Origin of the sequence: Halobiforma nitratireducens JCM 10879 (assembly GCF_000337895.1) — an archaeon.
Lineage (GTDB): Archaea > Halobacteriota > Halobacteria > Halobacteriales > Natrialbaceae > Natronobacterium > Natronobacterium nitratireducens.
This window is the reverse complement of record NZ_AOMA01000177.1, coordinates 1-8,546: the sequence shown is the minus strand read 5'-3', so window position 1 is coordinate 8,546 and position 8,546 is coordinate 1. Positions and strand designations below refer to the sequence as shown.

At 61.1% G+C, this 8,546-nt stretch carries 9 protein-coding genes; 2 read left to right on the top strand and 7 right to left on the bottom strand.

Features of this window, described 5'->3' with window-relative positions:
- Window positions 1–732 precede the first annotated feature (732 nt).
- Window positions 733–2,253 (bottom strand): MATE family efflux transporter, encoded by a 1,521-nt coding sequence (locus C446_RS16315; protein WP_006674230.1) that lies wholly within the window; start codon window positions 2,251–2,253, stop codon window positions 733–735.
- Window positions 2,254–2,310: 57 nt separating this feature from the next.
- Window positions 2,311–2,961 carry a helix-turn-helix domain-containing protein gene (locus C446_RS16310; RefSeq protein WP_049920305.1) on the bottom strand — a complete coding sequence of 217 codons (651 nt, stop codon included), beginning with the start codon at window positions 2,959–2,961 and terminating at the stop codon, window positions 2,311–2,313.
- Window positions 2,962–3,227: 266 nt separating this feature from the next.
- Here C446_RS16310 and C446_RS16305 point away from each other — a divergent pair, with 266 nt between their 5' ends.
- Window positions 3,228–4,121, top strand: a complete 894-nt coding sequence (locus C446_RS16305; protein WP_006674228.1) for a 1,4-dihydroxy-2-naphthoyl-CoA synthase — start codon at window positions 3,228–3,230, stop codon at window positions 4,119–4,121.
- A gap of 63 nt (window positions 4,122–4,184) precedes the next feature.
- Here the strand turns inward: C446_RS16305 and C446_RS16300 are convergent, their stop codons facing one another.
- A complete protein-coding gene (locus C446_RS16300) occupies window positions 4,185–4,526 on the bottom strand; it encodes a hypothetical protein (RefSeq protein WP_006674227.1) in 342 nt (113 codons plus the stop codon).
- A gap of 76 nt (window positions 4,527–4,602) precedes the next feature.
- Window positions 4,603–4,881, bottom strand: coding sequence for an MTH865 family protein (locus tag C446_RS16295; protein ID WP_006674226.1), 279 nt, complete (start codon window positions 4,879–4,881; stop codon window positions 4,603–4,605).
- Window positions 4,882–4,987: 106 nt separating this feature from the next.
- On the opposite strand from C446_RS16295, the gene C446_RS16290 reads away from it, so the two are divergent.
- A complete protein-coding gene (locus tag C446_RS16290; protein ID WP_006674225.1) occupies window positions 4,988–6,157 on the top strand; it encodes a thiolase family protein in 1,170 nt (389 codons plus the stop codon).
- A gap of 112 nt (window positions 6,158–6,269) precedes the next feature.
- Here the strand turns inward: C446_RS16290 and C446_RS16285 are convergent, their stop codons facing one another.
- The 3 genes from C446_RS16285 to C446_RS16275 all read right to left on the bottom strand — a co-directional run bounded on the left by C446_RS16285 (window position 6,270) and on the right by C446_RS16275 (window position 8,286).
- Window positions 6,270–6,965 (bottom strand): CBS domain-containing protein, encoded by a 696-nt coding sequence (locus C446_RS16285; protein WP_006674224.1) that lies wholly within the window; start codon window positions 6,963–6,965, stop codon window positions 6,270–6,272.
- Window positions 6,966–7,080: 115 nt separating this feature from the next.
- Window positions 7,081–7,848, bottom strand: a complete 768-nt coding sequence (locus tag C446_RS16280; protein WP_006674223.1) for a GTP cyclohydrolase III — start codon at window positions 7,846–7,848, stop codon at window positions 7,081–7,083.
- Between the two features lie 111 nt (window positions 7,849–7,959).
- Window positions 7,960–8,286 (bottom strand): DUF5785 family protein, encoded by a 327-nt coding sequence (locus tag C446_RS16275; protein WP_006674222.1) that lies wholly within the window; start codon window positions 8,284–8,286, stop codon window positions 7,960–7,962.
- Between the last annotated feature and the right edge of the window lie 260 nt (window positions 8,287–8,546).

Below are 8,546 nucleotides of genomic sequence, written 5' to 3'. Positions count from 1 at the left end.
TGTCGATTTCCATACCAACCTCGATTTCCTCGACTTCACCCTTCTAACCCGTGATATCAGCTGATTAGATCGCTCTTCAACAGAGCAGTTCAAAGAGACCAAGAAGTTCCTCGCCGAGACCCGGAGTTCAGACCATCGGCCCCGGCTGTTCTACTTCCTCTTCGCGATCTTGCTGTTCAACACCTGGATGCTCGTTGATCGGCTCGCGAAGAAGCGTCTCGGGATGGAGTTCGCTGGTGAGCCGTTGATCTCGTTCGAGGTGTTCGTCGCCGCCGTTGCGAACTTCATGCGGCCTATCGACTAAGCTGGCCGCCGTTCCGGGTTTGAATCTCGAGAGTGGCGACACTATTCTGTGACTCAATTTTCGCCGTTTTCCTATCACGTTCGACTAGATAGCCGATTCTAGTTTTCTGATAGAGGGTGTTTTCACTCGAAAGTCGGTGTGGTCTTACTTTTCTTCACTGTTAGCTGTGCTTAGTAGAATCCGTTTCTCGATCAGCTGTGAGTCAGTTCGTCTATGAATCCCGAGCAGGCGAGTGCCTCGGTGTCGTACGGGGATCAAAGACTTCCGTAACTGAGCGAACCGGAGCTAAGTGACGGAGTCCCGCCAGAATTCGCGACATCCGCGAAATCCGTGACTGCGGTCGATAACGAGACATCCGGCGTCTCGAACCATTTGACCTCGAGGTGGTTCACAATCAGACACTCATAGCGGAGATACAAAACAGAACATCAGCGGTTCTCCCTCGAGACCAAGGACGATGTTGCCCACGCACCCCGGAAGAACCACACAGCGGCGATCACAGACGAGACGACGTAGGAAAAGCTGATCGCGTACCAGACCCCAGTGATCCCGGCTTCGAACCAGACGAGCGCGCCGTAACTCAACGGAATGCGGAACACGAGCAACTCCAGAGTAGCCATTCCCATTGCGAGTTTCGTGTTCCCGCTTCCGCGAAATGCACCGAGAATCACCTGAAAGACGGCGAAGAAGATCAGTGCCGGTCCGACGATCCAAATAAAGGTAGCACCACCCTGAACAATAGCATCGGCAGCGACGCCCCCGCCTTCAACGGCCAAGAACACGCTAACAATCGACTCGGCAGACGGATAGGCAACGGCAACGATACAGGTAAATAGGACAACTGCCATCCCCGCAGAGAGATACACTGCTCGCTTGGCACGGGCCAGCTGGCCGGCACCGAGGTTCTGCCCCACGACTGTCTCCACTCCGCGAGCGAGTCCAAGGGAGATGACGAACAGGATTCCAACGAGGTATTCGGAGATTCCATACGCTGCGACGGCAGCGGCTCCCTCGATCGAGATTATCGCAGTCAAGACTGCGACGCCACCTGCCCGGACGGTCATCTCGACGACCGTTGGCGAACCGATCGTGACGATTTGAGCCACCCTCGAGCGATGTAATCGGAACGTACTGAGCGTGATCTCGAACCCGATCCGGCCGGAAAAGAGGATGTACAGACCAAGCACGGCGGCAACGGACCGTGAGAGGATTGTCGCGATCGCAGCACCCTCGATGCCGTAACCGGCGAACCCTGTCTGGGTATACAGCGCCGTCTCTACCGAGTGGAGCCCGACCCACTCGAAGAGCGGGTTGGCCGAGAACCCATGGATGAGGAACGGATCGATGAGTACGTTGACGGTCGTACTCACGCCCATCAGTTTGAGCGGCGTTCTCGTATCACCCCATCCTCGAGAGAGCGCGTTGAACACGAAAAACCAGAACGCCGGCACCATGCCGAGGAACGTGATTCGCGTGTACTGGACGGCGAGCTCGTGTGGGCCTGTTCCGGGGATTGCACCGACGAGCGTCAGCGCCCACGGTGCGAGAGCGTATCCAGTGATCGCGAGCACGACAGAGAGGATCGTCACGAACGAAATCGTCTCGCCGGCAACTGAGGGTATCGCACTGATTCGTCCCGTCCCCTTATACTGGGCGACGAGAACGGTTCCTGCAGTTACGATACCGAATCCGACGCTCGTGCCGAGGTAGATGACTGGCCACGCGTAGGACATCGCTGCAATCGCGTCCGTTCCGAGATGGCCGATCCAGTAGAGGTCGACCAGAAAATAGACCATGTCGAGCCCTTCCGCGAGAACAATTGGCGCTGAAAGAACAACCAGCGGCTTGAACAGCCGACCGTCGACGACATCGACCGACTGACCCTGTGAGGAAGATTCCTTGGACGTTCGACCCCGAGAGATTCCATCGTTCGTCGTCGCATCATCCATCGTATACTAACGTGAGAGGCCGCGTGTGGATCACTAAAGCCCCACACTGTCCTGGGTTTAATATGGTCTATCGGAGAAGTAGTGCTCGAAGACGTGAGACTGGCCGCGGTGTAACCGTTCGGCGAGTGCCGAGCGGGAAATATCGAGCACATCGGCGACTTCTCTGAGCGATGCTCGTCTCGGGACATCGAAATAGCCCTCCTCGTAGGCCACTCGCAGTGCCTCGTGTTGTTTCTCCGAGACACCGGGAATACGGTAATCGTCCGTGTTCGACTCGTACAGGCGACGGAGTTGGAAATCGATATCCATCTTTCGACAGCTATCGCGGTAGGCGACGAGTTCCTCACGGTTTGCGAACTGCTGTTTGAGGTGTTCCCCGTCGCTGGTAATCCACCACCGTTCGACGAGCGTCTTGTTGAATACGAGTTCGTCTATCTCCTCGGGGTAGAGGTTCTCGACGACCGTGTGGTAGATACGCACTGACTCTTCGTCGCTGATAAGGGCATACTCGGTGACCGAGTCTTCGCTTTCAAGGGCTAACTCGAACGCCTCGAACGAACCGCAGACGACCCGGAGGACGAATACGATCGGTCCAGCATCAGCTTGATCTTCTTCTTCGATGGTCATCGTACACTCCGGCACTGCTCGAGCGATAGAGATCAACGGGTGTTGCTCCGAAAACAGTCTGAACTCCGCTGTTACGGCCATATCTCTTGCATGCGGGCGGTACTACTACACTCTTGTATTTCGTATCTCATTGGATAGCGATCTCTCTTCGTCGCAAGCCACTCCTCGCTTTGAATTACAGTAGCCACTGCAAGTCAGTGTACACTGATCGCCGACCACTCTGACGATCAGTGTGCGAATCGGTGCAGTCGTTACCCAGCTTCTCGAATGGGGCTCCCGTCGGCTCCGTGACGAACCGACACGCGAACCTATTTCACAGCACCGCCGTCAAACTCGAGACGAGACAGATGGTTTCGGAACTCTTCGACCCCGACCGCTGGGAGCCGATCGCAGACCTGAACGCGGAGTTTCGGGATATCACCTACCACCGCGCGGTCGACTCCGGGACGGTCCGGATCGCCTTCGACCGACCCGAAGTCCGCAACGCCTTCCGTCCGGGAACGGTCGACGAACTCTACGACGCACTCGAGCACGCCAAACGGCAGACGGACGTCGGCTGTGTTCTGCTCACGGGCAACGGTCCGTCCCCGAAAGACGGCGGCTGGGCGTTCTGTTCGGGCGGCGACCAGACCATCCGCGGTGAGGACGGCTACCAGTACGACGGGGACGAAAAACGGGCGTCCGAGCAGGGCCGACTACACATTCTCGAGGTGCAGCGACTCATCCGTCACATCCCGAAAGTCGTCGTCTGCGTGGTTCCCGGCTGGGCCGTCGGCGGCGGCCACTCGCTGCACGTCGTCTGTGACCTGACGATCGCGAGCGAAGAACACGCCAAGTTCCTCCAGACCGATCCCGACGTGGCCAGCTACGATGCCGGCTTCGGCTCCGCCTATCTCGCCAAACAGATCGGACAGAAGAAAGCCCGGGAAGTGTTCTTCCTCGGGAAAACGTACGACGCCGAGGAAGCGGCCGAGATGGGCATGGTCAACGAGGCCGTCCCCCACGAGGAACTCGAGGCAACCGCTCTCGAGTGGGGCGAACGCATCAACGCCAAGAGCCCGACGGCGATGCGAATGCTCAAGTACGCGTTCAACATGACCGACGACGGGATGGTCGGCCAGCAGGTGTTCGCCGGGGAGGCGACCCGGCTTGGCTACATGACCGACGAGGCCAAGGAAGGACGCGACGCCTTCGTCGAGGGCCGAGAGCCGGACTTCGACGACTATCCCTGGCACTACTGACCCCGCCGGCTCGGGGGAGTCGCGACGCGAGCCGTGTCGCCCCACTCGATCGCTCCGAGCCCCTCACTCGGGGAACGGCTGCGGGAGCTCGTACCGATCGCGGACCTCTGCCACGCAGTCCTCGAGATCGGGGTTCGAGACCGACCAATCGCCGTTGCCCGGGATTCTGGGTGTTCCGGGCTCGAACCCTTCGATTTCGCTTACGATCGGGCCGTAAGCGAACGCACCGAATTCCTCGGAGACGGAGACGACTCGTCGGCCGTCGACGCCGCCGATCGGTTCCGCGATCGTGCCCACGGACCGTGACTCGTCCCACCAGAACGCCGAGAGGATCACGTCCTCGGCCGTCCCTGTGATCCGAACCGTCTCGCAGTCCAGAAAGTCGACGCTGACCGCGTCTACCATACCGTCGCGTTGGCTGACCGGACTAATCAATCATTTTTCGCGTCGATGGGACTGTCACGGACTCGAACAATGACCGTCACTCGTCTTCCGGCAACTCACCAGCGCTCCGAAGCCCTCTCACGATGTCGTCTGCCAGTTCTTCGGGGCTCTCGTAGGGGAAGTGATTTAGCGGATTCACGTCCGACGCTTCCTGGATTTCCATCATTGTCATCGAGAACTCGCCCGACTCGAAGGTCGTCGCGGGACCGTCGGGAAGCGTCGGTAACAGTGCCATCGCACTCGAGATCGGGTAGTCGGCGTCGCCGAACGCGTCGACCAGTTGCTCTCGGAGCTCCTCGGGATCGGCCTCGGTCATAGTGGGCGTTCGAAGGGTGGCTGGATAATAGTTGGGTGAGACCGACACGGGCCGTCCGACAGGACCGTACGGAACGTCTATATCGGTGCGGAGTGAGGGCTCTCGCATGCACGACGCGGTCATCGTGGACGCGGTCCGGACCCCCTTCGGCAAACGGGGCGGTTCGTTCCGGGACACCCACCCGCAGGACCTCGCAGCGAAACCCCTCGAGGCGCTCGAGGAGCGAAACGGCTTCGACCCCGGGATCGTCGAGGACGTACTCTACGGCTGTGTGACGCCCACCGACGAACAGGGCCTGAACGTCGGCCGGCTCGCCCCGCTGGTCGCTGGCTGGGGGGACAGCGTGCCGGGCGTCCAGCTCAACCGGATGTGTGGTTCGGGACAGCAGGCGGTCAACTTCGCCGCGACGAACGTCATGGCGGGACAACACGACGTTCTGGTCGCCGGCGGCGTCGAACACATGACTCGCGTTCCGCTTGGCTCGGACGGGGTCGATGGCATCGGTGGAGCCGATACCGTCACCGACACCTACTTCGACCACGTCGACGAGTTGACGACGCAGGGGGAAGGGGCCGAGCGGATCGCCGAGGAGTACGGTCTCTCCCGGCGCGACGTCGACGAACTCGCGGTCGACTCGCAAAAGCGGTGGGCCGAGGCCTGGGACGACGGGCGGTACGACGACCAGGTCGTTCCCGTCGAAGTCGAGGTAGACGGCCACTCGACCCGGATCGAGAGAGACGAACATCCGCGACCGGGTACCGACCTCGAGGCGCTCGCCGACCTCCCGCTTTCCTTTCGCGAGGCGGGCGAGGGCGTTCATCACCCGGGTAACTCCTCGGGGATCGTAGACGGTGCCGCCGCCGTGTTGATCGCGAGTGCGGAGACCGCCGCGGAACGCGGCTGGGAACCGATGGCCCGGATCGTCGACACTGCGGTCGTCGGCGTCGACCCCGTCACCATGCTCACTGGTCCGATTCCGGCGACCGAGCAGGTCCTCGAGAAACGCGGTCTCGACGTCGCTGACGTCGACCTCTTCGAGGTCAACGAAGCGTTTGCCTCGGTCGTCGCCGCCTGGCTCGAGGAGACCGGCGCATCCTGGGAGCGAACCAACGTCAACGGCGGCGCGATCGCCCACGGTCACCCGCTTGGCGCGACGGGTGCGACGCTGCTCGGGAAGCTAGCCCACGAACTCGAGCGGACCGGCGGCGAGATCGGCCTCGCGACGATGTGTATCGGGTTCGGACAGGGGATCGCGACGATCATCGAACGGGTTTAGCGGGTCTGCAATCCAGTTTTCGCTTGGGGATGCTGGTCGGAGAAGAAAACTGAAAGGACGACAGAATCCAGGGTCACGAGAGCGATGGTCGGACGGTCGATACTCCGCAAATTCAGACCGTCCGACAGTCCGAACAGACCAGTTGTCCGTTTGCCTCCCACAGCGAGTCCGCGAGCGATCCGCAGGCCTCGCAGACGCCCTGAGTCGAGTACTCGTCGCCGCCGTTCGGGACGACCGGCGCTTCGCCGTCCTCGTTCCCGATCGGGGGTTCCCCCGCGGGCTCCTCGAGAAGCGGATCGCCGTCGGCGGGCTCCGTCCCAGCGCCGGTCCCCTGGGCGGCTCCCGGTTCCGTTCCACTCCCCGTCCCGGCACCGGTGCCGGCCCCGGGCTCTACGGACCGCGCCGGGGACACCGTTCCCCGGAACGAGCCGGCCGCCGCGATGATGTCCCGCTGGGTAACGAGACCGAGGACTTCGTCCGCGTCCGCGTCCTCGACGACGACGTTGCGGATGTTCTCCCGAGCCATGAGATTGGCCGCGTCGGTCAGCGATCGATCGGACGGGATGGTGATTACGGGCGTCGTCATCACCTCCTCGACCGTCGTTTCCGCGGGGGCCCGTTCGTCGGCCACCAGCCCGAGTACGTCCCACTCGGTCATGATGCCGACGGGATCGGTGCCCCGAACGACGAGGACCGAACCCGCCCGCTCTTCGCGCATCAACTCGACCGCACCCTGGACCGAGTCCGATTCGCTGACACCGACGTATTCGGTCGTCAGGACCTCTTTGACCGACAGTTCTCGTTCCATACTGTAACCATGATCGCAGACGGGCTAAAAACTACCTCCACTACGCTTAACCCACTCGAGAGCGAAGTTTCTGCGTTCGGCTCGAACTGTTCTCGCCGGACTGGGTCGTCGATCGCTACTGCTCGAATTCGAGTTCGACGCGCGTCCCATCGGCCCGACAGGTCTCGAGCGCGTGCTTCGCCCCGAATCCGGCGTCGTGGGCGTTCTCACCGCGGCCGACGCCGACCTGGAGGCTGACATCGACGGCCTCCTCGACGTGAGTGATTGCCTCCTCGTAGTCCGCTTGCTCGAGGTCGGGACAGACGACGATCACGTTGTCCCCGCCGACGAAAAACGAGAGGCTGTCGTGGGCCCGTCGCATGTGCCGCATCAGTTCCGCGTAGCCCTGCTCGATCTCGATGAACGTATCGAAGGCGTTGAGTTCGTCCGTATAGTTGCCGGTGGCGTTGATGACGTCGAAGTGAGCGATCTGGACATCGTCGGCGGTTCGATGCGCATCCTCGATGACTCGGCCTTCGAGACACTCACGACGATCCTCGTCCTGGGCGCTACCGGCCTCCTGGAGGCGGGTCGTCGCGTCGGACAGCGCCTGTACGGGGTCGGTCCCGGTCGCGACCCCGAGACTCAGCGTGACGGGGTAGCGGTTGCCGGCCGACTCCTGGAGAAGCCGGTGGTCCTCGAGGTCGAGCCCGTTCGTGACGGCGATCATGTTGTCGAACCGCGTGAAGAAAACGTAGCCGCCGCGGTTGCCGACGAACTGGGAGACGTCGGCGTAGAGGCGCGATTGCAGCGTCTGAAGGTCGGCTTCCCGACGCGGTTCCGGCGTCACCGTCCACGGTCCGTAGTTATCGATCTGGACCAGCGTCACCTGCGTGTTAGTCACGGTGATCGAACCTTTCGAACGGCGTCATATAAGTGATACGTAATCCAGATTCGTGATAGGGGACGACCGACAGAAAGGGAGGAAAGCGTTTTCGCGTGTCGGAGACCGGTTTCAGGCGGGGACCTTCTCGGGGTCCTCTCCCTGTGGATGGTACTTCCAGAAGCCGCCCTCACGCATGGCCGCGCCGACGGCCTTGTGCATCTCGACCATCTCGTCGAACTCGTCGTCGTCGACGTACTCGAAAATCTCGTGCATCGCGACGACCTTCTCGTGGTTGACCCGGATCGGGTAGTCGCCGTACTCGTCGACGAACTCCGCGACCTCGAGCGGGAAGTCCTCTGCCTCGTCGACCTTGTCCGCGATGATCCGCATATCGTACTTGCGCATTCCCTCGCTACCTTCCTCGCCGTCGGGGTCGACTGGCCACTCGTTGCTCATACCCGAACGTGTGTAGGGGTCTTGCAAAAGGGTTACTCTTGTCGGACGGGGCCGAGGGAGTCCGTCTCCTAACTGTGACGGCCTCGACACGGACGATGGTGGGAATACGGAACCGCCCCCCAGATCAGAGCAGCTGACTGGTGGATGACAACGAATATCTGTTGGTGATGTAATGCTCTGTTGAACGCAAGAAGGCGACAGTATTGAATTTATGATATTCGTCTTAATGCCGCTATATGGCCTGAGAGTCCTGTTTTGAA

Excerpts from the sequence above, each read along its gene's own strand:
- C446_RS16295 (WP_006674226.1), bottom strand. The coding sequence starts at position 4,881 with ATGACCGAGGCCGATCCCGAGGAGCTCCGAGAGCAACTGGTCGACGCG.
- C446_RS16285 (WP_006674224.1), bottom strand. The coding sequence starts at position 6,965 with ATGGAACGAGAACTGTCGGTCAAAGAGGTCCTGACGACCGAATACGTC.
- C446_RS16310 (WP_049920305.1), bottom strand. The coding sequence starts at position 2,961 with ATGGCCGTAACAGCGGAGTTCAGACTGTTTTCGGAGCAACACCCGTTG.
- C446_RS16305 (WP_006674228.1), top strand. The coding sequence starts at position 3,228 with ATGGTTTCGGAACTCTTCGACCCCGACCGCTGGGAGCCGATCGCAGAC.
- C446_RS16300 (WP_006674227.1), bottom strand. The coding sequence starts at position 4,526 with ATGGTAGACGCGGTCAGCGTCGACTTTCTGGACTGCGAGACGGTTCGG.
- C446_RS16275 (WP_006674222.1), bottom strand. The coding sequence starts at position 8,286 with ATGAGCAACGAGTGGCCAGTCGACCCCGACGGCGAGGAAGGTAGCGAG.
- C446_RS16290 (WP_006674225.1), top strand. The coding sequence starts at position 4,988 with ATGCACGACGCGGTCATCGTGGACGCGGTCCGGACCCCCTTCGGCAAA.
- C446_RS16315 (WP_006674230.1), bottom strand. The coding sequence starts at position 2,253 with ATGGATGATGCGACGACGAACGATGGAATCTCTCGGGGTCGAACGTCC.